General features: G+C 41.9%; 29 protein-coding genes. All 29 read right to left on the minus strand.

Features of this window, described 5'->3' with window-relative positions; translation table 11 throughout:
• Positions 1-13 precede the first annotated feature (13 nt).
• Positions 14-823 carry a phosphatidate cytidylyltransferase gene (gene cdsA / locus M1D69_RS12125; RefSeq protein ID WP_458105954.1) on the minus strand — a complete coding sequence of 270 codons (810 nt, stop codon included), beginning with the start codon at positions 821-823 and terminating at the stop codon, positions 14-16.
• 3 nt (positions 824-826) lie between these two features.
• A complete protein-coding gene (locus M1D69_RS12130; protein WP_458105953.1) occupies positions 827-1,609 on the minus strand; it encodes an isoprenyl transferase in 783 nt (260 codons plus the stop codon).
• 130 nt (positions 1,610-1,739) lie between these two features.
• Entirely contained in the window at positions 1,740-2,297 is a 558-nt protein-coding gene (frr, locus tag M1D69_RS12135) for a ribosome recycling factor (protein ID WP_024121420.1), read from the minus strand.
• Between the two features lies 1 nt (position 2,298).
• The gene (pyrH, locus tag M1D69_RS12140) at positions 2,299-3,021 is read right to left on the minus strand and encodes a UMP kinase (RefSeq protein ID WP_010334275.1); all 723 of its coding nucleotides are present in this window, start codon (positions 3,019-3,021) and stop codon (positions 2,299-2,301) included.
• 145 nt (positions 3,022-3,166) lie between these two features.
• Positions 3,167-4,048, minus strand: a complete 882-nt coding sequence (tsf, locus tag M1D69_RS12145; RefSeq protein ID WP_024121419.1) for a translation elongation factor Ts — start codon at positions 4,046-4,048, stop codon at positions 3,167-3,169.
• A 99-nt stretch (positions 4,049-4,147) separates the two neighbouring features.
• Positions 4,148-4,888 carry a 30S ribosomal protein S2 gene (gene rpsB, locus M1D69_RS12150; RefSeq protein ID WP_024121418.1) on the minus strand — a complete coding sequence of 247 codons (741 nt, stop codon included), beginning with the start codon at positions 4,886-4,888 and terminating at the stop codon, positions 4,148-4,150.
• 143 nt (positions 4,889-5,031) lie between these two features.
• Complete coding sequence (locus M1D69_RS12155; RefSeq protein ID WP_458105952.1) at positions 5,032-5,535, minus strand: Swarming motility protein SwrB; 504 nt, start codon at positions 5,533-5,535, stop codon at positions 5,032-5,034.
• Positions 5,536-5,564: 29 nt separating this feature from the next.
• The gene (gene sigD / locus M1D69_RS12160) at positions 5,565-6,329 is read right to left on the minus strand and encodes an RNA polymerase sigma-28 factor SigD (protein WP_010334270.1); all 765 of its coding nucleotides are present in this window, start codon (positions 6,327-6,329) and stop codon (positions 5,565-5,567) included.
• Between the two features lie 22 nt (positions 6,330-6,351).
• Positions 6,352-6,852, minus strand: coding sequence for a chemoreceptor glutamine deamidase CheD (gene cheD / locus M1D69_RS12165; RefSeq protein WP_458105951.1), 501 nt, complete (start codon positions 6,850-6,852; stop codon positions 6,352-6,354).
• Complete coding sequence (cheC, locus tag M1D69_RS12170; RefSeq protein WP_024121415.1) at positions 6,849-7,478, minus strand: CheY-P phosphatase CheC; 630 nt, start codon at positions 7,476-7,478, stop codon at positions 6,849-6,851. Before cheC ends, cheD begins: the two co-directional genes overlap by 4 nt.
• Before the next feature lie 18 nt (positions 7,479-7,496).
• Complete coding sequence (cheW, locus tag M1D69_RS12175; RefSeq protein ID WP_458105950.1) at positions 7,497-7,967, minus strand: chemotaxis protein CheW; 471 nt, start codon at positions 7,965-7,967, stop codon at positions 7,497-7,499.
• Between the two features lie 21 nt (positions 7,968-7,988).
• Complete coding sequence (cheA, locus tag M1D69_RS12180; protein ID WP_458105949.1) at positions 7,989-10,007, minus strand: chemotaxis protein CheA; 2,019 nt, start codon at positions 10,005-10,007, stop codon at positions 7,989-7,991.
• A gap of 5 nt (positions 10,008-10,012) precedes the next feature.
• A complete protein-coding gene (gene cheB, locus M1D69_RS12185) occupies positions 10,013-11,080 on the minus strand; it encodes a protein-glutamate O-methylesterase CheB (RefSeq protein WP_215510539.1) in 1,068 nt (355 codons plus the stop codon).
• Between the two features lies 1 nt (position 11,081).
• A complete protein-coding gene (locus tag M1D69_RS12190; protein WP_458105948.1) occupies positions 11,082-11,978 on the minus strand; it encodes a MinD/ParA family protein in 897 nt (298 codons plus the stop codon).
• Positions 11,969-13,066, minus strand: coding sequence for a flagellar biosynthesis protein FlhF (locus M1D69_RS12195; RefSeq protein ID WP_458105947.1), 1,098 nt, complete (start codon positions 13,064-13,066; stop codon positions 11,969-11,971). The genes M1D69_RS12190 and M1D69_RS12195 overlap by 10 nt, the downstream gene beginning before the upstream one ends.
• Positions 13,066-15,099 (minus strand): flagellar biosynthesis protein FlhA, encoded by a 2,034-nt coding sequence (gene flhA / locus M1D69_RS12200; protein WP_458105946.1) that lies wholly within the window; start codon positions 15,097-15,099, stop codon positions 13,066-13,068. The genes M1D69_RS12195 and flhA overlap by 1 nt, the downstream gene beginning before the upstream one ends.
• 32 nt (positions 15,100-15,131) lie before the next feature.
• On the minus strand, positions 15,132-16,214 hold the full coding sequence (flhB, locus tag M1D69_RS12205) for a flagellar biosynthesis protein FlhB (protein ID WP_458105945.1): 1,083 nt from the start codon (positions 16,212-16,214) through the stop codon (positions 15,132-15,134).
• Entirely contained in the window at positions 16,214-16,993 is a 780-nt protein-coding gene (gene fliR / locus M1D69_RS12210) for a flagellar biosynthetic protein FliR (protein ID WP_024121407.1), read from the minus strand. The genes flhB and fliR overlap by 1 nt, the downstream gene beginning before the upstream one ends.
• 7 nt (positions 16,994-17,000) lie before the next feature.
• Entirely contained in the window at positions 17,001-17,270 is a 270-nt protein-coding gene (gene fliQ, locus M1D69_RS12215) for a flagellar biosynthesis protein FliQ (protein ID WP_010334259.1), read from the minus strand.
• 14 nt (positions 17,271-17,284) lie between these two features.
• On the minus strand, positions 17,285-17,950 hold the full coding sequence (gene fliP / locus M1D69_RS12220) for a flagellar type III secretion system pore protein FliP (protein WP_202853053.1): 666 nt from the start codon (positions 17,948-17,950) through the stop codon (positions 17,285-17,287).
• Complete coding sequence (gene fliZ, locus M1D69_RS12225; RefSeq protein ID WP_458105944.1) at positions 17,943-18,602, minus strand: flagella biosynthesis regulatory protein FliZ; 660 nt, start codon at positions 18,600-18,602, stop codon at positions 17,943-17,945. The genes fliP and fliZ overlap by 8 nt, the downstream gene beginning before the upstream one ends.
• 14 nt (positions 18,603-18,616) lie before the next feature.
• Positions 18,617-18,979 (minus strand): chemotaxis protein CheY, encoded by a 363-nt coding sequence (gene cheY, locus M1D69_RS12230; RefSeq protein ID WP_010334256.1) that lies wholly within the window; start codon positions 18,977-18,979, stop codon positions 18,617-18,619.
• Positions 18,980-19,006: 27 nt separating this feature from the next.
• A complete protein-coding gene (gene fliY, locus M1D69_RS12235; RefSeq protein ID WP_458105943.1) occupies positions 19,007-20,143 on the minus strand; it encodes a flagellar motor switch phosphatase FliY in 1,137 nt (378 codons plus the stop codon).
• Positions 20,133-21,131: a flagellar motor switch protein FliM gene (gene fliM / locus M1D69_RS12240; RefSeq protein WP_458105942.1), complete on the minus strand. Its 999-nt coding sequence runs from the start codon at positions 21,129-21,131 to the stop codon at positions 20,133-20,135. The genes fliY and fliM overlap by 11 nt, the downstream gene beginning before the upstream one ends.
• Positions 21,132-21,164: 33 nt before the next feature.
• Complete coding sequence (fliL, locus tag M1D69_RS12245; RefSeq protein ID WP_458105941.1) at positions 21,165-21,587, minus strand: flagellar basal body-associated protein FliL; 423 nt, start codon at positions 21,585-21,587, stop codon at positions 21,165-21,167.
• Positions 21,584-21,799, minus strand: coding sequence for a flagellar FlbD family protein (locus M1D69_RS12250; RefSeq protein ID WP_010334253.1), 216 nt, complete (start codon positions 21,797-21,799; stop codon positions 21,584-21,586). Before M1D69_RS12250 ends, fliL begins: the two co-directional genes overlap by 4 nt.
• 39 nt (positions 21,800-21,838) lie before the next feature.
• Positions 21,839-22,633: a flagellar basal body rod protein FlgG gene (gene flgG / locus M1D69_RS12255; RefSeq protein ID WP_458105940.1), complete on the minus strand. Its 795-nt coding sequence runs from the start codon at positions 22,631-22,633 to the stop codon at positions 21,839-21,841.
• Between the two features lie 21 nt (positions 22,634-22,654).
• Positions 22,655-23,080: a flagellar hook assembly protein FlgD gene (gene flgD, locus M1D69_RS12260; protein ID WP_458105939.1), complete on the minus strand. Its 426-nt coding sequence runs from the start codon at positions 23,078-23,080 to the stop codon at positions 22,655-22,657.
• Complete coding sequence (locus M1D69_RS12265; protein WP_458105938.1) at positions 23,077-24,543, minus strand: flagellar hook-length control protein FliK; 1,467 nt, start codon at positions 24,541-24,543, stop codon at positions 23,077-23,079. Before M1D69_RS12265 ends, flgD begins: the two co-directional genes overlap by 4 nt.
• Positions 24,544-24,547: the final 4 nt, after the last annotated feature.

Raw genomic sequence — 24,547 nt, forward strand, 5'->3', positions numbered from 1 at the left:
ATATTAGACTTTTTTATGAAAAAAGGGCAAGCAGAAAGTACAAGAAAGGCATGACAAACAAAAAACTGTCAAAACGGTCTAGCACACCGCCATGCCCGGGAAGGATCTTCCCAGAATCCTTTACATCGTAATGTCTTTTCAGAGCGGATTCTACTAAATCCCCAATCTGTCCGAAAACAGACAAAAACAGTGTGATCAAAAGCAGATAGAAATATGGGATTGGCAGGTTTGCGACAAGCTGAAAAATCGTCGAAAGTACAAGTGCAATGACGATTCCGCCTACAAATCCCTCAACTGTTTTATTAGGGCTGATTTCAGGCCACAGTTTTCGTTTCCCAAGCGATTTCCCGACAAAATATGCACCGGAATCAGTCGACCAAATCACGACACAGGCATAAAAAATGTATGTCAGCCCGTGCTCATCAAGGTTTCTGATTTCAATAAAATAATGAAAACACATTCCGATGTAAATCGTTGCAAGGGTAATAAAGCCGACTTCATCAAAGGTAAAAGTGTTCTTCACCAATACTGTGTACGTCAGTAAAATCAGTACTGCGAACAAAGCCGTTTCAATTTTCGAGATACCATTCGCTTCAAAAAAAGAATATTGGCTTGGCATTAAGAACATCCATAACAATAAAAGACTGATCAATCCAGGCAGTGAAACAAGCTTAAGTTTTTTCATCCGCAGAAGCTCAAAAAGCGCTACACTGCCCATTGCATAAACTAATATGGTGAACGGCAAATTCCCGACAATAACTAAAAATAAAAATACAATTGCTGCCAGAACACCTGTCAAAATTCTTTGTTTCATGTCCACCATCCTCTAAATTCCGCCAAACCTCCGGCCCCGTTGCTGATATTCTCCTAACGCCTGCAAGAAATGATTTTCTTTAAAGTCAGGCCACAGAACGTCAGTAAAGACAAATTCACTGTAGGCAACCTGCCAAAGCATAAAGTTGCTTAGTCTAATCTCGCCGCTCGTTCGAATTAAAAGTTCAGGATCCTGCAAAGATTCAGTCATTAAATGATTAGAAAAAAGCGATTCATCAATGTCTTCTATTTTCAAAGAACCATCCTTCACTTTTTCCGCGAGTGTTTTTGCAGCAGTGACAATTTCAGTACGGCTCCCATAGTTGAGAGCAAAATTAAGGATCAGCCCGTCATTTTGCGCCGTATCCTTTACAGCCTTTTCAATGGCTCGCATTGTGTGCGGCGGCAAGGCTGATTTTTCTCCTATAATCCGGACCTGCACATTCTCCTCAACAAGTTCCGGTAGATACGTATTTAAGAACTCTTCAGGAAGCTTCATCAAAAAATCAACTTCCATTTTCGGCCGCTTCCAGTTTTCTGTTGAAAATGCGTACAGGGTCAGTACCTTGACACCCAATTCGTTAGCAAGCTTTGTTGTCCTTTTAACCACCTTCATTCCTTCGTGGTGGCCTGCAATTCGGGGGAGAGAGCGTTTTTTAGCCCAACGGCCATTTCCATCCATGATAATGGCGATGTGTTCGGGGATTTCCCCCTTAAGTATGTCTTCTTTTGTATAGCGTTCTAAGTTGGAAGCCGCAGTTTGCTGGTTCTTCCAATTTTTGAGTATGTTGAGCATGAGATTCCTCCGTCACCCAAAAAGGTTGCATTCCCTGCTGATAACCAATGTAATCAACAGTATTAACAAAAAAACCCCCTGTAAACATGAGAGGGTCTTTTCACTATTATCTATTGTACATAGTTTTTCATTAAACTTCCATGATTTCTTTTTCTTTGTCTTTTGTGACACTGTCAATTTTTGACACATATTCATCTGTCAGTTTTTGAACATCTTCATTGGAAGCACGCAGCTCATCTTCCGTGATGTCTCCGTTTTTCTCAAGTTTTTTGAGATCATCGTTCGCATCACGGCGTACATTTCGTACAGCTACTTTTGCGTCTTCAGCATATTTTTTTACTACTTTGACTAATTCTTTACGTCTTTCTTCTGTTAGCGCAGGAATCGCAATGCGAATCATATTGCCGTCGCTCGTTGGCGTTAAGCCTAAATCCGCTTTTAAAATTGCTTTTTCGATATCACCGATTGCTGACTTGTCGTATGGTGTTATGACCAGCATACGAGCTTCAGGCACGTTAATAGAAGACAGCTGATTTAAAGGTGTCTGCGCTCCGTAATATTCAACTGTTACTTTATCTAATAAAGATGGGTTCGCACGGCCTGCGCGTACAGTAGCCAATTCACGCTGATAAGCAGCAATTGCTTTTTCCATTTTTTCTTTCGTTTGTGTTAATACTTCTTTTGACACGTTATTTCCCCCTCACGATCGTTCCGATTGATTCGCCTGTCACGGCGCGTTTAATATTTCCTTCTTCCATAATAGAAAAGACGATTAGCGGAATGTCATTATCCATGCATAAAGATGATGCTGTTGAATCCATCACTTCCAAGCCGTCTTTTAGAACGTCAAGGTAAGAAAGTGATTCATATTTTACAGCTGATTCATCTTTTCTAGGATCAGCATTATACACACCGTCAACATTGTTTTTAGCCATTAAAATAACGTCTGCTTCAATTTCAGCAGCGCGCAGTGCAGCTGTCGTATCAGTTGAGAAATATGGGTTTCCTGTACCCGCAGCAAAAATAACGACACGTTTTTTCTCTAAGTGGCGTATCGCTTTTCTTCTGATATACGGTTCAGCAACTTGTCTCATTTCAATGGATGTTTGCACTCTGGACTGGATTCCGAGTGTTTCCAAGCTGTCTTGAAGAGCAAGCGAGTTCATCACTGTCGCCAGCATCCCCATATAGTCTGCAGTTGCGCGGTCCATGCCCAGGTCACTTCCTGTTTTTCCGCGCCATAAGTTGCCGCCGCCTACTACAACAGCCACTTCGACTTCAAGCTCAGCGATTTCTTTCACTTGCTTTGCAATGGATTGAATGACAGTAGGGTTAATTCCATTACCCTGTTCCCCTGCCAATGCTTCCCCGCTAAGCTTTAATACGATACGTTTGTATTTTGGTTTTTCCATAATAACCTCCAAGTGTAAACATTGCCGTTTTCTATTATGCAAGAGAAAAAAAGGTTTGTAAATATAGTTTTAAAAATAGGGAACACAAAGTGTGTCCCCTATACTGCCTGAAAAGACGCGACTTGATCGCGACATCTTTTCACCATTATTTTTTCACTTGGTTCATTACTTCTTCAGCAAAGTTTTCTTGACGTTTTTCGATACCTTCGCCAACTTCATAGCGAACGAAAGTTTCAACAGTTGCGTTTTTCGCTGCAACAACTTGTTTCACTTTTTCATCTGGGTTTTTAACGAATGCTTGGTCTAAAAGACAAATTTCTTCGAAGAATTTGTTCAGACGGCCTTCAACCATTTTCGCTACGATGTTTTCAGGTTTTCCTTCTTGAAGAGCTTGCTGAGTTAAGATTTGACGCTCATGGTCTGTTTCTTCTTCTGATACTTGGTCACGAGAAATGTAACGAGGGTTAACCGCAGCAACATGCATTGCGATATCTTTCGCAGTTTCTTCGTCAGTTGTACCGTTAAGAACAGTTAATACGCCGATGCGTCCGCCCATGTGAAGGTAAGCACCGAATGCAGAGCTGTCATCTTTTGTAAGAACAGCAAAGCGGCGAAGCGTGATTTTCTCACCGATTTTAGCAACTGCACTTGTAATGTACTCTTCTACAGTAGAGCCGTTGTCCATTTTTTGGCCCATTGCTTCTTCAACATCTGCAGGAGTGTTTGCAAGAAGGTGGTCAGCTAATGTGTTAAGAAGCTCTACGAAGCCTTCGTTTTTCGCAACGAAATCAGTTTCAGAGTTTACTTCTAAAATAACACCTTTGTTGCCGTCAGTTTTAATCAGAGTTGAACCTTCTGCTGCGATACGGTCAGCTTTTTTCGCTGCTTTTGCAATTCCTTTTTCTCTAAGAAGGTCAATTGCTTTGTCCATATCTCCATCAGTTTCAGTTAACGCTTTTTTACAATCCATCATACCCGCGCCAGTTTTTTGACGCAGTTCTTTTACTTGCTGTGCAGTAATAGCCATTTGTATTCCTCCTTATATGTTTAAACAAGATATGTATCATGACATTTTTCTTGAAAAAAGGTGATAAAAGGCAGTCCCTCTTATCACCTTTTGAATAGGTTACGCAGTTGTTGTTTCAGTTTCTGGTGCAGTTTCTTCAGCAACTTCCGCTTCTTCTTCGCCTTGCTTCGCTTCTAAGATTGCATCTGCCATTTTAGAAGTTAGAAGTTTAACAGCGCGGATAGCGTCATCGTTCGCAGGAATAACAACATCGATTTCATCAGGATCACAGTTAGTATCTACAATTCCGATGATAGGGATGTTTAATTTGCGAGCTTCCGCAACAGCGATGCGCTCTTTGCGAGGATCGATGATGAACAATGCATCAGGAAGATCCTTCATTTCTTTAATTCCGCCTAGGAATTTTTCAAGACGCTCTAATTCTTTTTTCAATTGAACGACTTCTTTTTTAGGAAGTACTTCAAACGTACCGTTTTCTTGCATTTTTTCAATGTCTTTAAGACGTTTAATACGTTTTTGGATTGTTTCAAAGTTTGTTAATGTACCGCCCAACCAGCGTTGGTTGACATAGTACATGCCAGAGCGTTGAGCTTCTTCTTTAACAGAATCTTGAGCTTGTTTTTTTGTGCCGACGAAAAGGATTCTTCCGCCTTCAGCAGCAAGATTTTTAGTGAAGTTGTAAGCTTCCTCTACTTTTTTGACTGTTTTTTGAAGGTCAATGATGTAGATTCCGTTACGCTCCGTGAAAATGTAACGCTTCATTTTTGGGTTCCAACGGCGTGTTTGGTGACCGAAGTGAACACCAGCTTCAAGCAATTGCTTCATAGAAATGACTGACATGTTATTTCCTCCTAATATAATGGTTTTTTTCCTCCGCTTAGGTCATTTTTGTGCAGAACTGCCGCCTGCAGCACCCTCTGCATAAATCGTTAAGCGTGTGTATTTAACACCAAGACATAATATAACACAGCTTTATGCGACAATCAAGAATCCTTTACAGCTTTGGAGCGAAATTTTAAAAATAGCTCGATTTCTGTCTTTCCGCTCTTCAATTTCTGAGCAATTTCACCAGCTGAATATCCCTGTTCATATAATGCCATAACTTCATCTTCAAATGATCGGGCATCGCTGTTTACGTTCTCTTCCGCCCTCTCAACCTCGTTGATCAGACCTTCGATATGCTCGGGAAGAGTGTTGTTTTCTTCCTGAACAGCACCTCGCTCTGAATGTTGTTCAGCCTGCTGATGCTCTTCCTTCGGTTTTTCTTCAGTTTGAACAGAAGGTACATCCAAGTTGTCTATCAACTTCTCATTTTCTTCTTTTAGTTCAAGAAGAAATGCCGCAAGTGTGTTCTCCGTCTCTTCCAGCAGCTTCTTTTGCTGTTTTTCTGTTTCTTTCACAGTTGCGAGCCTCATATACAGAATAATGACAGCGTACAGAAGAACGCCGTGAAGCGTGAAGCTTAAAAGCCATAATAGTGTTGACATGTTTTTCACTCGCTAATCATGAGAATTCTTTATTGAATTACTTTTTCCAGCAGATTTTTTAATTTAAATAGTGCCTTTGAATGTATTTGTGATATACGGGACGTAGAAAGATTCAATACCTGTCCGATTTCTGTCAATGTCAATTCCTCTTTATAGAACAAACTGACCACAAGCTGTTCTTTTTCAGAGAGTTCGTGAATTTTGTCCGCAAGCTGCGCAATCAGCTCATCTTTCATGATCTTTTCTTCCGGCGGGACATTTTTGTCATCTCTGATCATGACCTGGATGTTTTCCCCGTCATCCTGATCATGAAGCTTTTCGTCAATTGACAGCAGATTTGCAAAAAAACCTTCATTCATTGTTGACACTACATCCTGTTCCGTCATTCCGAGTTCCTCTGCAATTTCTGCGGGCGATACATTCCGAAGATAGCGCTGTTCAAGCTTTTCAATCGCCGCTTCAACCTTCTTTGTTTTTTCACGCGAGGTTCTGGGCAGCCAATCCTCTTTACGAAGCCCGTCAATAATTGCACCGCGAATTCTAAACGAGGCGTAGGTATCAAATTTTAAGTCCCGGCTGGGGTCAAATTTTTCAAGGGCATCATATAAACCAAGCATACCAAGGCTCATAAGATCGTCTTTATGCACTGATTTTGGCAGTCCGACAGAAATTCTGCCTACATGATATGTGACAAGCGGCATGTAACGGCGCATTAAATCATCACCGGCCTTAGGATCTTTCCACTCTTTCCAGCGCGACCAAAGCACCTGATCTTCATAATTCAAGGATTGCATTGTTATCCCCCTAATACCTTAATTAAATCGTTTTTTCACCTTGTTTAACAGTTCGAATATGCAGCATACAGGACTTCGGTTCAAATTCTATCGTCCGGCCGCTTGAGCCTCCCGTATCTTCACTGATAATCGGAATATGATATAACGACAGCTGTTCCTTTATCGCCAAGACATTTCTCGGGCCGATCTTCATCAAATCATTCGTCATTTTAAATTTAAACATCTCTGATCCGCCGGCGAGCTTTGCTTTTAACGCAAACTTTCGGCAGCCCGCTTCTACCAGCATATCAATCGTAGCTTTTACAGCGGTATCGGCATATTTTGCCCGATTGAGTTCAGCTGTTTTTGATAACGTCGAATCCGGCAGCATGACATGGACAAGCCCCGCCGTTTGCTTTTCTTTATCGTAAAGCACCAGCCCTACACACGATCCTAAGCCAGACGTCCGGATCGAATCCGGGAAGCGGGCGATCTTCACGTCCGCAATTCCAACCTTTACAACAGCAGCCTCAGTTGTACTCATAATGAAGCACCCAAGGCGACAAAGAGCTTTTCAAATGAATCATAGTCCGGCAGCATAAACATATGCGCTTTTAGCTCCTGCTGATGGCTTTGGTCAAAAATTGACGTATCAACAACAATTGCATGTTCCCCAACCTGACTGAGCTCCATCAGACCTTCACTGATGACAGCACCGAACATATCCAGTGAAACTTCTGGAACACTCGGGTAAAGCTGGAGTTTCGTCAAATCAGCCAATGCCGTTAAATATGATCCTGCTAAAATATTGCCCAGTTCATGCAAAGCGGAAGAACTCATATGATCTTCACCCAGGTTTTCTATATCAAAATCCGGGTTGCCGATCAGCTCTCTGATAAACTGCTCCGCCTGATAAAAAGGCATTATAAAGAACATCGAGCCCGTCAAATCGCCTTCCATTCTTAAAAAGATGCTGGCGACCGGCATTTCTGCTCCGCCGAAAAAGTCTACAAGCTCATCAAACGATAGTAACTTTGCAAACGGGACTTCCATATCAATCTTTCTATTTAACAGCTGGGCCATTGCAGAAGCAGAGTGGCCGGCTCCGATATTGCCGACTTCCCGCAAAATGTCCATCTGCTCTTCTTTGATTCCATTAAAAATACTCATGTCATAACCCCTTTAAGATTAAGCTTGATCGGGCACAGCGGACTGAGATGATTCTTTATCCAAAACCGCATTTGCATCAATAATATTTAAGAGCCTGTTCTCTTGTTTTACAATCTGTTTAATTGACACATACGTGTCTTTTTGAACACTTTCCGGAGCGGATTCTATTTCACTTTCATGTACTGTTATGACATCATTTGCTTCATCCACAATCCAGCCGACTTCAATATCACGATAAGCAATAATGATAATTCGTGTTTCATCGGTAATTTCATACTCAGGCAAGCTGAGACGCTTTCTTAAATCAATAACCGGAGTCACCACGCCGCGCAAATTGATCACTCCGCAAATATAAGATTCAACGCCTGGCACTCTCGTTGGCTTTTGCCATTTCTCAATTGATTTCACCTGAGAGACAGAAATGGCATATTCTTTGCCATTTACCATAAAGACAATCATTTTTTCACCTGTTTTAATTTCTGCAGTCATGTGAGACACCTCCTCGTATGGTTAAATAATCAGTGCATTACAATCGATAATGAGCGCTACTTCTCCGTCTCCTAAAATAGTAGCTCCGGAAATTGCAAAGACGTTTGTTAAATAATCTCCGAGTGATTTCAGCACAACTTCCTGCTGGCCAATAAAGGAGTCCACCACAAATGCAGTAGGTTTGTCGCCTTTTTTCACGACAATGATATGGAGCTGTTCCGCATCTTGTCTTGTATCTTCTATTTTAAACTCTTCTTTTAAATAAACGACAGGGACAATATGCCCTCTAAAATCGATTACTTCACGATCATGCGTTTGCAGAATATCTTTTCTGTCTATAACTGCTGTTTCAATTATAGAAGAAATCGGAATCGCAAATGTCTCTTCTTCCAATTTGATCAGCAGAACTGAAATAATGGACAATGTAAGCGGAAGCTGAATGCTGAATAGTGATCCTTGTCCTTCTGCAGATCTCACACTGACTGAACCGCCGAGTGACTCGAGTTTATTTTTCACAACATCAAGCCCGACACCCCGCCCGGAAATATCCGAAATTTGATCAGCTGTAGAGAACCCCGGAGCAAATATCAATTCATAAATTTCATTGTCTTCTAAAGTTTCAGCTTCTCTTTCTGTAATGACACCGCGCTCAAGCGCTTTTTCAAGGATTTTTTTGCGATTAAGGCCTGCCCCGTCATCCTCTACTTCAATAAAGACGTGATTTCCGCTGTGATAAGCTTTCAGCACAACTTTTCCAGACTCAGGTTTTCCTTTTTGTAAACGTGTTTCCGGAGACTCAATTCCATGGTCAATACTGTTTCTGATTAAGTGAACGAGCGGATCTCCAATTTCATCAATTACTGTTCGATCAAGTTCTGTTTCCGCGCCGATGATGGAGAGTTCGATTTTTTTATTCAGCTCTTTTTGAAGCTGGCGAATCATTCTTGGGAAACGGTTAAAAACGGTTTCAACCGGAACCATTCTCATATTGAGAATAATAGATTGCAAATCGCCGGAAATTCTCGTCATTCGCTCGACTGTTTCAGTCAATTCATTGTGCTCAAGCTCTTTTGCAATCTGCTCAAGACGCCCGCGGTCAATGACAAGCTCTTCAAATAAGTTCATTAAAGAATCAAGCCTGTCGATATTGACACGAATTGTTTTAGACCCGCCTGATGTATGCTTCGACTGTTCATCATTTTTAGCAGGCTGCTTTGGTTTATCCTGCTTAACAGGTGCCTGTGCAGCAGCTGGTGTATCCGCCTGAAGCTCCTCCGGTTTTTCAGCTGGTTGTATAGGTGAGCCCTGAATAACTTCAACATGCTCGACCTCTGAAACTCCGTTGATGATCTGTTCAACGTCTTCAGCCGTTTGATTCGTTAAGAAGCAAACCTGGAAGTCAGTGCCGAAATCTTCCGTCTCAAGCACTTCCGCACTCGGTATTGTTTTGGCTACTTCTCCGATCTCATTGAGCTTCTCAAAAACCATATATACACGAACCGCTTTTAACATACAGTCTTCTTTCAGAGAAATTGTGATTTCATACCGTTTGAAACCTTGCTCCTCCGCTTCTTCTATCACTGTTCGTTCAAACTCATCATATCCCCAATCAGATGCTGAACCCTTCGATACAGCAGTTTCCGCCGAAGCAGCAGTCTCAGCATGCGAACCGTTCACGTCAAGCTTTGCGCTCACTTCAGAGATGTCTCTTTTACCATCCCCGCCGTCAATAATAGACTGAACCATTGCTTCCAGATGATCTAGGGCTTCAAACAAGATATCCATCCAGTCTGATGTAACTGCCATATCTCCGTTTCGAAAAGCATCCAATACGTTTTCAAGCAGATGGGTTAAATGGGCTAAATCCGTATACCCCATCGTTGCGCTCATACCTTTTAGTGTATGGGCAGCCCTGAATATATCGTGGACGAGCTGAAGATCTGTCGGGTCTTTCTCTAAAAGGAGAAGCTTTTCATTACATGTTTGTAAATGTTCTTTACTTTCATCAATAAAGACATCTAAATATTGATTCATATCCATTTGAATCACACCCTCTCTTTTTTCACACAGCTTGTGATGGATGCTGCGATATCTTCCACATGTTTAATTTCATGAATAAGGCCCGCCTTAACGGCTGCTTTCGGCATCCCAAATACAACACAAGATTCTTCAGACTCTGCAATGGTTTTCACATTGCCGGACGCAAGCATGTCCTTAAGACCGGCAGTACCGTCACTGCCCATTCCGGTCATAATGACCGCTACTTTTTCATAGTCTGCAAGTTTGCCGACAGAACGGAACAAGTAGTCTGCTGATGGTTTATGACGGCTTGGCGTATCGTGATTATCAAGAACGATTTTAAGACCGCCGCTGTTTTTGATAACGGATATGTTTTTTCCCCCCGGAGCTATGTACACACAGCCGTTAAGAGCTGCTTCGCCATCTTTTGCTTCCTTTACATGAATGTCAGACAGATGGTTCAGCCGATCAGCCAGAGAAGCAGTAAAGCCTTCAGGCATGTGCTGTACAACGACTACAGGCGCGTTTAAATCCTTAGGAAGCTTTGGTATCACCTTTTGAAGCGCCCTTGGTCCGCCTGTTGACGTGCCGATACAAACAATATGTCTGCCTGTTCCAGATTTTGACTGACTCAATGCAGGCTTAGCGATACGTTTAGGCTCAGGCCGAATGACCGCCGGAGCCGCAGCTTTTTGCTGGCCGGAAAGCCCAGCTGCGATGACCCGCTCAACTAACTGTTCTTTAATTTTGTATAAATCTAAAGATATAGAACCAGATGGCTTTGTGATAAAATCAAAGGCGCCTATCTCTAAACAGTTAATCGTACACTCTTTTCCTTGCTGGGTCTGGCTTGAAACCATAATGACCGGCAGCTGGTAAAGCTCAATAATTTTCCGCAGTGTGTCTGTTCCATTCATCACCGGCATTTCGATATCAAGTGTGATAACATCCGGTTTCAGCAATTCTATCTTTTTAAGTGCCTCTTCTCCGTTTCTCGCAGTTCCGATTACTTCTATCTGCTTTTCCTCGGTTAGAAAATCACTTATCATTTTTCTCATAAAAGCCGAATCATCAACTACAAGCACACGAATCAAATTAAGCCCTCCTCATTAAAAAAGAAGATAATTTCTCAATAAATGTCTGTTTTTCTTCTTTGTGTCTAGTTTCTTCTCTTTCAAACAAGGCGTCCGCTAGAAGACGGACTGACCGGCTGGCTTTTGCCTGAGGACTTTTTAATAAAAAAGGAACCTGTTCGACAACTGCTTTGCTCACGATCTCGTCGTCAGGGACTGAACCGGCAAACTGAACCGCTTCGCCTAAAAACATGTGAATGGTCCGGGAAAGGCGGGTAAAAGCGTCAAGCCCTTCCTTTTGATCACGGCACCGATTGACAGCTACTTTCATTGAAAGCTGATTTCCTGTCAAAGCTAAATGTTTGACAGCACTGTATGCATCCATAATGGCTGTAGGCTCGGGGGTTGTTATGATCAAAATGTCTTCTGCTGATAAAATAAAAGGCAGCTGGTCTTTTGATAGGCCCGCCCCCATGTCAAACAGTACATAATCGAACTGACCTAACGCATGAGAAAGCTCATTAGCAAAAAAGGTCCATTTTTTCTGGTCCAGCTGAAATATCATATCCAGCCCAGTTCCGCCAGATATATACCGAAGACCCTTTGGCCCAGTAGATATGGATTGCATAAAAGGCTTGCGCTCAGTTAGAACGTCACTAATAGTCGCGGAAGACGAGTTTCCCATTAATATATCAATGTTCCCCATTCCGATATCAAGATCAATAAGCAGTACCTTCTTGCCTTTATCCTGCAGCGCAAGAGCCATATTTAAAGTGATGTTGGATTTTCCGACACCGCCCTTGCCGCTGATGACTGCAAGTGTTTTAGCTTTCTGTGCAAAAACAATCGGCAGATCGCGCTCACGCTTCTTCATTTTCGCCCGTAAAGTTGCTGCTTGGTCAAATCTGTTCATCTGCACAGCATCCCTACAAACTCCCGCGGCGAGACTGTCTGTATATCCTCCGGCACATTCTGGCCGTTTGTGATAAACCCGGCGCCTATCTTTGATTCTGCCAGTATACTGAATACAGAGCCTAAGGAAGCAGTCTCATCTATTTTCGTAAAAATAAACTGATTGACAGGAACAGATGAAAAACGTCTGACAATTTGTTTCATATCTTCATATTTTGCAGTCGCTGACAAAACGAGAAATGACTGAATGCTGCTTTCAAAAGGAATCGTCTCTTTCAGTTCATCGATATATTGCTGTTCTCTGAAGTTTCTTCCTGCTGTATCGATAAATACATGATCATATTCAGCAAATAATTCTTTCGCCCGCTGAAATTCCTCTTTTGTATAACAGACTTCCAGAGGAGCCTGCAGCAGCTCGGCATATGTTTTCAACTGTTCAACTGCTGCAATCCGATAAGTATCTGTTGTAATAAAAGCAATTTTTTTCTGTTTTTCAAGCAGAGAAGACGCTGCTAGTTTTGCAAGCGTTGTTGTTTTACCCGCGCCCGTCGAACCAAACAGCACGATATACTTCGAACGAATGGGCTCCTGCCACTTGTCTGCTGGAGGTAGTGCCCCGCACAGTATATCCTGAAGTTTACCGGCCACGTTTTCTTCTGTCAGTCCGCCCGATTCAACAGAGAATCGCAGTATTTTTTTCATAGTACTGGTCTTAATTGATTCATTAACGCCGGTGTCTCCCAAAAGCTGTTCGGCTATTCTGAGCGGTTCAGGAAGTACGGATTGATATGCTGAAAAATCACCTGGCTCAGATTGAGCCGGAATTTGAGGGATTATCCTCTCCTCTATTTTCGGACTGCTGACAGAAGGTTTTGACGTTTGTTTCGGCTCTGCTGCCTTTTCAGCTGTTTTTTTCTCGAGAAAATCTTGATCCAATACGGCAATCACTTCAACAGCCGGTTTTTTTAAAAGCCCGAACCATTTACGCTTATTGATTTTTTTGGAATTTAGTATAACCGCTTCATTGCCTAGTTCTTTTCTGATAAGCTGTGCCGCTTCTTGCATTGAAGCAGCAGTAAATTTTTTGATTTTCATTAAATATCCACCACTCCAATGCTTTGAACTTCAACATTAGCCTCAAGCTCGTTATAAGAAAGAACAGGAAGATCCGGAAAATATCGTTCCAGAAGCTGTTTCACATACATCCTTACAGGAGGCGAGCAAAGAAGAATCGCAGTCTCTTGCCGTATTGAGAGCTGTTCGGCTTCTTTTGCAACAGAGCGCACAATGCTTTCCGACACATCTGGTTCAAGCGACAAATAGTTCCCATGTTCTGTTTGCTGTACACCGTCAGCAATTGCCTTTTCTACACGGCCGGAACAAGTGATCACTTTTAACACTTCATTTTCTTTGGCAAACTGGGCAGTAATTTGCTTAGCAAGTGCCTGTCTTGTGTACTCTGTTAAAAGATCAGAGTCCGTTGTCAGTTTTCCGTAATCGGCAAGCGTTTCAAAAATGGTTACCAAATTGCGGATTGAAACTTTTTCTTTTAACAGTTTAGCCAGCACTTTCTGAATATCTCCGACAGATAATGGATTTGGCGTAACCTCTTCCACCAGGACCGGATACGTTTCTTTCAAATGATCAATAAGCTGTTTCGTCTCCTGTCTGCCGATTAATTCATGAGCATGCTGCTTAATTTTCTCTGTAATATGTGTTGAGACAACTGAAGCCGGATCTACAACTGTATAGCCCAGCATGTCAGCTTCATCCTTCACCGATTCGCCAATCCATTTGGCTGGAAGCCCAAACGACGGTTCTACTGTTTCGATCCCTTCAATCAGGTCGTCTTCAGGCGTAGGCGACATTGCTAGATAATGATCTAGTAATAGCTCGCCTTTTGCTACTTCATTTCCTTTAATTTTCAATCGGTATTCATTAGGCTGCAAAGCGATATTGTCTCTGATACGCACGACAGGAATGACAAGCCCTAGTTCAAGCGCCAGCTGACGGCGAATCATCACAATTCGGTCTAATAAATCCCCGCCCTGATTAGCATCCGCCAGCGGAATCAGACCATAGCCAAACTCGAATTCTATCGGATCTATATGCAGAAGCTGCACAACACTTTCGGGGCTTTTGAGCTCGTCAACTTCAGCCTCCTCCTCAAGAATCTCTTCCACTTCTTCTTTTTCCTTACCTGTTTTAGATAGCGTATAACCGCCAAAAGCAAGCAGCCCTGCAAGCGGCCCTGTTAGGAGAATACCAATTGGAGTAAACAAGCCAAGAAGCAAAATAGTTGCTGCTGTAACATATAAGAGCTTTGGATAAGCGAACAGCTGGCCTGTGATGTCATGACCTAAGTTTCCTTCGGAGGCTGCTCTTGTCACGACAATACCTGTAGCTGTAGAAATTAACAGCGCCGGAATTTGCGATACAATTCCATCTCCTACAGTCAGCATCGTAAAACGAGAGGCTGCCTCTTGTATCCCCATGCCTTGCTGCAGCATACCGATAATGATTCCGAAAATGATATTGATCATCACAATAATAATTCCGGCAATTGCATCACCTTTCACAAATTTGCTGGCACCGTCCATCGCACCGTAAAAGTCTGCTTCTCGAGATACTTTTTCACGGCGGTGTTTCGCTTCCTGTTCGTTAATCATGCCTGCGTTTAAATCAGCATCAATACTCATCTGCTTCCCTGGCATTGCATCAAGCGTAAATCTTGCCGCAACCTCGGAAACACGTTCCGCGCCCTTTGTGATGACGATAAACTGAATAATAATTAAGATAATAAATACAACAAGTCCGACTAAAACATTTCCGCCGACAACGAAGTTACCGAAGGTCTCAACAACCTTTCCTCCTTCGCCGTGCGAAAGGATCGAACGCGTCGTTGACACATTCAAGCCCAGACGAAATAAGGTCAAAAGCAGCAACAGTGACGGAAAAATCGAAAACTGCAGCGGTTCTTGCATATTCATTGTGGTGAGAAGCACGATCAACGCAAGAGAAATATTAATAATGATCAAAATACTTAACAGCCATGGAGGAAATGGTATCACCAGCATTGCCACAATGAGGACAACACTTATTAAAACGGATAAATCTCTTGTTGACATGCTGTTTTTTCTCTCCTTTTGAATCGTAAAATTCAATTTACTTTTTGTTTCGTTTTAAATACATAAGCCAAGATTTCTGCCAAGACTTTAAAAAACTCTTCCGGCACTGCCTGGTCAATTTCAACCTGATCATATAACGCACGGGCAAGCGGCCTGTTTTCTACCATCATGACATCATGCTCTTTAGCAATCTTCCTTATTTTTAATGCAAGGTGGTCAACACCTTTTGCAACAATGTAAGGGGCGTCCATTTTTTCTTCGTCATATTTAAGTGCGATCGCATAGTGAGTCGGGTTTGTGATGATGACATCAGCTTTCGGCACTTCCTGCATCATCCGCCTCATCGCCATTTCCCGCTGTCGTTGCTTAATTTTAGACTTAATAATCGGATCTCCCTCAGATTTTTTGTACTCATCTTTTATATCCTGCTTTGACATTTTGATATTTTTCTCATAGTCAAATCTCTGATACAAATAATCGAGTCCGGCAAGAATCAACAAAGCCCCTGCTCCGCTCAGCCCCATCCACAGGGTGAGTTTTGAAACAAAGGAAAGTGCCTCTTCAGGTGTCAGAAGCGGGAGGCGGAGAATTTCTCCATAGTGCATCCAAAGCACAACAAACGCCGCAAACCCTACAACAGCAATTTTCAAAATCGATTTAAGCAGCTCTACAATCGCCCTCATGCTGTATATCCGTTTAAAGCCTTTAATCGGATCCAATTTTTCAAGCTTAGGCTGGATCACTTCCGTAGAAAATAAAAATCCCACCTGCATATAGTTGCTTACAACTCCTGCAACAAGGGCAACAAGCAGAATCGGAGCAAGTACGATGCCAGTATCCTTTAATAAGCTGATAAACAGGATGTGCACATTTGATTCTGAGAGCTTCATTGTGAGTGACTCCGTGTAAAATGTCTCTATAAATGACAGCAGCCTGTTTCTCATATACGGGCCGATCGCAATAAACGAAAGGAAGATGACTAATAATGAAACGGCGGTATTCACATCAGAGCTTTTTGCAACCTGCCCTTTTTTTCTAGTATCCTTCCGTTTTTTCGGAGTGGCTTTCTCTGTTTTTTCTCCCGCAAAAAATTGGAGGTCAATTCTTAGCTTCATTAAGAAACACCGACCAATGCTAAAAGATTCCGCATCGTTTCAATCGTTAAGCCGAAAACATTCCGAACAACGACGAAGATAACGGACATACACACGATGAGCATGATAAAACTGACAGCAATCTTTAAAGGCAGACCGACGACAAATACATTTAATTGCGGAACTGTCCGGGCCACGATGCCTAATGCAAGATCCACAAGAAACAAACTGGCCACAACCGGCGCCGACATTTGAAATGCGATAATAAACATTGCATTAAAGCTTTTGGCGATAAGATAAGCAAACTTTTCATCGCCAAAATTCGGAAATGCCTGATCAACCGAAATATACTGAAAGCTGTAATAAATACCGTCCAGCAGCAAATGATGCGCATTGACACTCAGCATAAACAAAAGAGCCATCGTATAGATAAACTGGCCGATCAATGGACTCTGTGCGCCCGTTTGCGGATCGATAACATTCGCAATTGAAAAACCCATCTGAAAATCAATAAACGAACCGGCTATCTGAACAGCAGCAATCATCATATAAGCAATCAAACCAAGACACAGACCCACCAAAGCTTCTTTAAACGCCAGCAGCATATATTGCTCGTCAACCTCCAAAGACGGAGGTTTATCAATCGTGCTGAAGCAAATGACTGCAAGAAAAAAAGCGAATCCGATACGATGAACAGCCGGAACGTTTCTGTGGCCGTATAGCGGAACCGTTACAAAAAAAGCAGAGATTCTAATAAAAACCAATAAAAAAGCAGGAAATAAATCAATAATCGAATTCATCACTGTATTACCCTGCAAAACGATTTAAATTAGAAAACAGCTCTGTTGTGAACGAAAGGATGGTCGACAGCATCCATGGCCCGAAAAAAATCAGTGCCAAGAGGACTGCCACGATTTTGGGAATAAACGCCAAAGTCTGTTCCTGGATTTGAGTTGTCGCCTGAAAGATGCTGACGATTAATCCGACCAATAAAGCGATCGCAAGCAGAGGCGCGCTGATCATCAGCGTTACATATACGGCTTTTTCCGCCATAGAAATTACAAATTCTGAATTCACGTTTAGCACCTACCCTAAAAGCTCTGAAGCAAAGATTTCACAATTAAATACCAGCCGTCTACTAAAACAAAAAGTAAAATTTTAAAGGGCAGAGAAATCATTACTGGAGGGAGCATCATCATCCCCATTGACATCAGAACGCTCGCCACTACCATATCAATAATTAAAAAGGGGATAAAAATCATAAAGCCTATTTGAAACGCTGTTTTGAGCTCCGAAATGGCAAAAGCGGGAACCATCGTTGTAAGAGGAATATCTTTTAATGATTCGGGTTTATCCATTTTCGCGTAATTCATAAACAGTGCCAAATCCTTCTGCCTTGTGTGCTTACTCATAAATTCTTTAATCGGTTCCTCAGCTTTTGTATACGCTTCGTCCAAACTGATTTTATTGTCCATCAATGGTGTCAGCGCTTCTTTATTAATCTCTGAAAAAGTAGGAGCCATAATAAAAAATGTTAAAAATAGCGCGAGGCCGATAAGGACCTGGTTGGGCGGCATTGATTGCGTCGCCAGTGAAGTTCTGACAAACGACAGAACGATGACGATGCGGGTAAAACAAGTCATAAGAATCAATATTCCAGGCGCCACTGAAAATACAGTTAACAATAATAGTAATTTAACAGTTGAACTGACGTTATCCGGATCGCTTGAACTGAAAATATTTATAAACTCATTCATAATGACGTGGGCCTTTCTTTTTTCCTTCTGAACGGTTTTGCTTTAACTCTTCAAGCTGCTCTTTTAATGCTTTTGAAAATGAAGGCAGCTTTTGCTGCGGCTGATTCTCAGAACCCTTTAGGGGTTTGACAAGCTTTTGCCACTCTATTTTGCTTGACATCGCCTCTTCATGCTGGCTGAGTATGTCTTCGATTTCCTTCTCATCCTCAATTTCTTTAAGGAGCTGGATCGTCTCTCCTACCCCAACGACGAGAACACTGTTGCCGACTTTAATCAATTGAATAGATCGGTTTTGGCCAACCGATGTTCCGCCGATATTTTCAACATATTGAAAAGGCTTTAGCAGCCGGTTTCTTTTGTTCATAAGCTTAACAAGCCCGTAAATCAGCGCGATGACAAACAATAAAGCGAAAATCATCTTCACAAAGTCAAAAGCTGAAACAGAAGGAGCAGCAGCTCCCTCCGTCTCATCAGCAGTTTGTGTCGTTTTTTCTTTCTTTTGCTCTGGCTTATCTGCGGTCTTTTCCTCTTTCTTTTGAAACCATTCGTTTACAGTTGAATCATCAGATGCCGCCGCATCAGCAGCAAGCGGATGCACACTGAATAAAATGAAAAAACATATAAAAGCAATGAAACATTGACTCTTTTTCAACAGTCGTACACCCTTTAGCTTAATGTTTTGTTGATTGCTTCAAGCACACGGTCCGCCTGGAAAGGTTTTACGATAAAATCCTTAGCGCCGGCTTGAATAGCATCGATAACCATTGATTGCTGTCCCATGGCAGAACACATAATAATTTTAGCTTGAGCATCAATTTGTTTAATTTCTTTTAGTGCAGTAATACCGTCCATTTCTGGCATTGTGATATCCATTGTAACTAAGTCAGGAGAATGCTCTTTAAATTTTTCTACAGCCTGAGCGCCATTTTCGGCTTCTGCCACTACGTCAAAACCGTTTTTTACCAAAATATCTTTGATCATCATTCTCATAAATGCTGCGTCATCTACAATTAAAATTCTATGTGCCATAATTTTTTTCTCTCTCCTCGTGTTTCTTTATTTTAAATTATTAATGCGTTCTGCCTGGCTTAATATGTCAGTGACCCTTACTCCGAAGTTTTCCTCAATGACCACGACTTCGCCTTTGGCGACGATACGCTGATTCACTAAAATATCTACCGGCTCACCGGCTAATTTATCAAGCTCAATAATACTTCCGGCTGAAAGTTCTAAAATTTCTTTTACGCTTCTTTTCGTTCTGCCGAGTTCAACAGTGATTGAAAGCGGGATATCCAAAAGCATATCCAGATTGTTTATAGGAGCCTGTGTGCTCTCATTTGGATCAAATGATGAAAATTCCACTGGTGAAACTTGAACAGGCGCGGCTTTCTTCGGTTTCCCCTGCCTTTTAGCCGGCGCTTGCTGCTGCGGTTCGTTCCGCGGCTCGGGCATCACAGGCTCTTTCGGCTGTTCATATGTAACCTCAGGCTCCGGCGTTGTTTCTTCAACTGGACTTTCCTCCGTGTTCATAAGGCTCGATATCAAATCTTTAGCAAATGTCAGCGGATATAGCTGCATGATGTTAGAGTCTATTAACTCGCCCACCTTCAAGCGGAAAGAAACTTTAACCAGCATTTCATCAGCAGGAATACGGTCTGTTCCTTTTTCTTCATTTACATCAAGCAGTTCTACACGCGGGGGTGAAATATCAATTTTTTTACTGAATACAGTAGACATTGACGTTGCTGCCGACCCCATCATTTGGTTCATCGCTTCTTGAACCGCGCTCAAATGGATCTCTCCAAGTGAAGGATCTGCACCTTTCCCGTCTCCCCCGATCATTAGGTCCGCAATAATCGCTGCGTCACTTTGTTCGACGACTAGCAGGTTGCTGCCGCTGAAACCTTCCGTATAATTCACTTCAATTGCAACATACGGTTCAGGAAACGCATCACTGATTTTGCTTCTTGGGATGACGGTTACGTTTGGAGTCGTAATATCAACTTTTTGATTTAAAAGCGTGGATAAAGCTGTCGCTGAACTGCCGAATGAAATATTTCCGATTTCACCGATCGCATCACGCTCCATGTCCGATAAGTCATGCACTTCCGTAGCCTCAGGCTCGTCAGGTGTGCTGCTCGTGCCGTTAAGAAGCGCGTCAATCTCATCTTGAGATAATCTGTTATTCTCCATCTTGTTCACCTCTTATGTCGTGGTCTAAAATTTGCACTGCCTGTTTTCGATTCACCCGGCCGGCTTGTCCTAAAAATTTCGGCTTATCTCCGACCAATACAGTAAGAGGATCTGTTACTGATTTGTCCAAAGTTATGCAGTCTCCGACTTCTAAACTTAAAAACTCTTCTATTGTCAGTTCAGATGTGCCGAGTTCGGCCACGACAGGTATTTGTGCTGTCATGATACGTTTTTCAAGCGACTTTGTTTCCTCAGGTTTCGGTTCATTTCTTTCTGATTGCATCCAATAATGGACCGAAAGCTTTGGTATGAGCGGCTCGAGGACAATATGCGGGATACAAAGATTAATGACACCGCTGATTTCGCCGATTTGTGTGTTGAGTGAAATAACAACAACCGTTTCGTTAGGAGATACCATCTGAACAAATTGCGGATTCACTTCAAACTCAGTCATTTCGGGTTCAATATCAGCAATGGACTGCCAAGCTTCTTTATAATTTCCCAGTGCATTTTCGAATAAATTAGAAATAATTTTTGTTTCAATTTCTGTTAAACTATCAACCTTATTATGACTGATCCCGATGCCCCCCAACACACGATCCATCATCGTATAGGCAATTGTCGGGTTAACCTCCATCATAATTCTGCCTTCCATCGGATGGACATCGAATAAATTCAGGATCGTCATATTCGGTATGGATCGGATAAATTCTTCGTATGGAACCTGATCAACAGAGCTGACCGATATATGGATATACGTTCTGAGCTGAGCAGAAAAGTGAGTTGTAAGAAGTCTTGCAAAATTGTCATGAATTCTTGTTAAACTGCGGATTTGGTCTTTAGAGAACCGCAGCGCGCGTTTGAAATCATAAACCTTCACTTTTTTCTCTTTTTCTTCTTTTTTCAGCTTTTCAGCATCCATTTCACCCGTTGATATTGCAGAAAGCAGTGCATCTATTTCATTTTGGGAGAGAACTTCTCCTGACATTTTCCTCACCTCCGTATTCTGTCAAATTATGCTTTATTGCAGATTAAAAGAGGTAATATACACTTTTTCTACTTTTCCTTCTTGGAGGTAGCTATTCACTTTATCTTTTAGTTCCTTCTTAAAGGTTTCTTTTCCCTTGTCTCCCTCAATCTCATCAGCATTCGTATCAGCCAGCAGTGATATAACAGCATCTTTCACTTGAAAATCACGTTTTTCAAGCTCTTCTTTTGATTTATCAGAGTCAGTTTCTAGTTTAATCGCTAAGCGAATAATGTTATCGGACTTTAAATTCGTTGTGATTTCTGCTACATCAACAGAAGATGCAACGATTTCATCAATACTTCGTTTTGCCTCACTTTTTTCGGACTTTCCGCCTAAAATAAAATAAGCCGCCGCCCCGAGAGCACCAATTACGATAAGAATAATTAGTAAAATGATCAATAATTTTTTCTTCATTCCGGTTCCTCTATTCCATGGTCCATTGAAAATATTTGTATTTTTTGATAGAAAGACACAATCTTCTCCAGAACAGCTTCTTCATCTTCTTTTACTACAAACTTCTTACCGTTCGACAGTGTGATTGTAGTATCCGGAAAGCATTCAATCTGTTCAATAAATAACGCATTCAGCGTAAAGGGCTGCCCATTTAAACGGGTTACTTTAATCATAAAACAGCGGAGAAGCGATTACTCGCCTCCCCTCCCTCCTTAACGTTTAAGGTTAACCAGCTCTTGAAGGATTTCATCCGATGTCGTAATAATCTTGGAGTTTGATTGGAATCCGCGCTGAGCAACAATCATTTCAGTAAACTCGTCTGTTAAATCAACGTTGGACATTTCTATAAATCCTGACTTCAAGGCACCTGTACCGCCATCACCAGGCTGATTAGCTGCACTAGCAGTTCCAGAGTTCAAAGATTCACGATACAAGTTGCCTCCGATTTTATCTAAACCGTCACTGTTTGCAAAAGTAACAATCCCGATCTGACCGCCATCTTGTGGTTTACCGCCAGCATCAACAATTGACACTTTTCCATCAGATCCGATACTAAAGCTTTGAGCATCTAGAGGAATTTTTATTGTTCCTCCCGTCATATTTAACACATGGTAGCCGTCACCAGTCACCAATGTTCCGGTATTATCTAAATAGAAGTTTCCGGCTCTTGTGTAAGCCGTTCCATCACCTGTATCGATTTGAAAATAACCGTCTCCGTCAATCGCTAAATCAAGCGTTCTTCCTGTGCTTTGTGTCGCGCTTGTTGAATGGATGGTATCAATTGTGCCAGATGATGAACCTAAACCGATCTGCTTAGAGTTTGTTCCGCCGATTGTTGCACCAGCAGCAGAACCGCCGGCAATCGTTTGACTCACCATATCTTTAAAGGTAACCCGGCTCTTTTTGAATCCCACTGTATTTACGTTGGCAATGTTATTGCCGATAACATCAAGTTTTGTTTGAAAGTTTTTCATACCGCTGATTCCAGAATAAAGTGAACGTAACATAATATATTCCCCCAGATGTTTTTATTTAGATGATTGTCCCACAGACATGACATTCGCCGGACTGATCTCGGTCCCATCATCAAGAACGAGATAATAATTTCCTTTAGAATGTTTAACAGAGTTTACGGTGCCTGTTTTATCTGTTGCACTTTTACCATCAGTCCAAGATACTTCTTTTCCCATCCAATCAACATACGTTGTAAACGGATCTTGGTTTTCAACGAATTTAGTCATCGTCGTATTCAGATTCATCATCTGTTCCAGGCTTGAAAAAGTCGCCATCTGGCTGATAAATTCTTTGTCATCAACCGGATTAAGCGGATCTTGGTTTTGGACTTGAGTCATTAATATTTTTAAAAACTCGTCTTTTCCCAGGCTGCTGTTGCTTGCAGCGGCAGTGTTGCTTGTTTTTTCAGGCAATTTATATTCTGAGCTTATTGATGTCATTCTTCTTCCTCCAATTCAACCATTGACACTTCATCAAGCAAGTCTCCAAACTCGTTTGATTGCTTTTTCTGTCTTTGCTGCTTCTGTCCCTCTTGCTGCTGTTTCTGTTCATCAGCAAGCTGGCCATATATCGGCTGGTCTCCGCTTTGAATCGGCAATGTAAAACGGTCAACTTGGACAGCCATATTAGGCAGTGATTGCTTCAGCTGGGGCAGATGTTGTTCGAGCAGCTCTTTTGCGGATTGGCTGGATGCAATGATTTTACTCTGGAACATTCCATTTTCATTTGTCAGTTTAATTGTGACAAATCCTAAATGTTCAGGGTTCAGCCGAATTGTAAAACTGCCGGTTGACCTCCCAAAGGGTGTATATTTCATCTGCTTCCATGCACTGATCACTTGATCAGCAACGGTTTTCGTTTCGGCTGCATGCAAATCAGATGAGAGCTGCAAATCGAGTGTCTGAACTCCTCCGGTGCTCCGGTAGCCTGAAAACATCATTTGAATTCCTGACTTACTATCTATAGGCTGAATACTTACAGAGGAATCTGCCGTACTTTTATTACCTGACGTCAGAGTGTCCGGTGTAAGGGCACGTTTTGCGACATCTTGTGACGATTCGGATGATTTCGATAACAAGAAAGCTTTCAGCTGACTTTCAGCTATATTCCATTCCTTCGTCCCTTTTTGAGGAAGCACTGACATCTGTTCCATTAAGCTTTGAAAACTTTTCAGCTCTGACTTTGACATCTTATAAAGCTTTGAACTTGACTCATCTTTTGTAAATATCTGCTGTTTAAGATCCTGAATAAGCTGTTCTGATATGCCCTTTTTATCTAATGCAGAGAGAAATTCATCTCCATTTTTGTAGACAGTATGAGCTTGATGATCACGGTCAGTCATTTTATTTCCTTCTAAAAGCTGACTGATAAGCATTTGGATATGAATAAGCGTTTTATCATCTTCTGCTGATGCTTCATTTTCCTGAACTTCTTGTTCTCTATCAGACTTGAGTTCATCAGTAGCGGCATCACCAGCTGAATTCTTTGCAGTCAGAGCAGTTTTCTCTTCAGAAATGGTTTTGTCTGCAAGTATTGGCCCCATGTGCAGTTGATCAGTTCCGTCAGCCAATTTTAATTCAACTGCTTGCAGAAGATTCTGCAACATTTGCTGAGCGGATTCATCCAGTTGCTTTCCTGTTAGTTTACTTAACGTTTGCAGAAGATCGGCTTTTTGCCTGTCTTGGTTTTCAGGAGTTGCATTTAGCCAATCACTGATCTTTTTACATGCATCTTTTAAAAGCTGATCGTCAGTCAGAGTCCCATTTCCTTGTGATGAAGGTTCTTTCGAGCCGGCTTCAGACATAAGCCAATTTTGAAAAACTCCCTGGCTATTTTTGATTGTTTTAGCAGCTGTCCCTGCTGTAGTTTGCAGCCGAGGTCCGGCTAATTCAAGCAGCTTCACCTTT

The sequence above is a fragment of the Bacillus sp. PK3-037 genome (assembly GCF_054161355.1).